The 683-nt window shown below is 59.3% G+C and carries 1 pseudogene; it reads right to left on the reverse strand.

What is annotated here, in order from left to right:
* Positions 1-683: pseudogene (locus SB822_RS54750) on the reverse strand (hypothetical protein); the annotation flags it as partial.

The raw sequence follows: 683 nt of genomic DNA on the forward strand, positions 1-683 counted from the left end.
CCAACTCCCCCGAATGCCGTTCCGCTCTGTCCCGCTCGTTCGCATCGATTGATAGGAGCATCTTCAACATCGCCATGCGCTCCAGGAATCGATAGGTATCCGCCTGAATCCGCGTGTACCCGGCATCGCTTAACGTTCTGCCCACCAGTTCACGGCGCGACAGATCCCACTGGATCGCAAGCAGATAGTTACGGAAGTCATTCAACGGCTTCAGGTGCGCGTGTTCCGGCTCCTGAATCATGAACTCCATCGACTTGTCGCGAGCGCCGGTGACACCGCAGAAACTGCAGCCGAACCTGGAACCACAGGCCGCACGTGCGCCACTTTCGCCAGCTACGACGCCGCAGACGCCGCCATTACCAGCGCGGTAGATCTCCGAGAGTCTTGCGATGGTTGCAGGCTCCAGCGGGCTGCTGAAGCCAAGCGAAGAATCCGCCATGCATCCCAGCATCGACCATACATCGTCAGACGTCCAGTCTTTCAGCGGAGACAGTGACAGCGATCCAGATGCCTGCCGTGTCGCGACTTCAGCCTGCTCGTTGCGCTCGGTCATCGCGACGCGGCGGACTGCAGACTCATCGAGCCTGGTACCCACGACGTTAATGATTTCCTTCACGCGGGCAGATGACGCCTCTTTTTCAAGACGCGCACGAAGCCTGCCTTGTGGCTGCAACTTCCACGAA

It is taken from the genome of Paraburkholderia sp. SIMBA_054, from assembly GCF_046534875.1.
GTDB classification, from domain to species: Bacteria; Pseudomonadota; Gammaproteobacteria; order Burkholderiales; family Burkholderiaceae; genus Paraburkholderia; species Paraburkholderia hospita.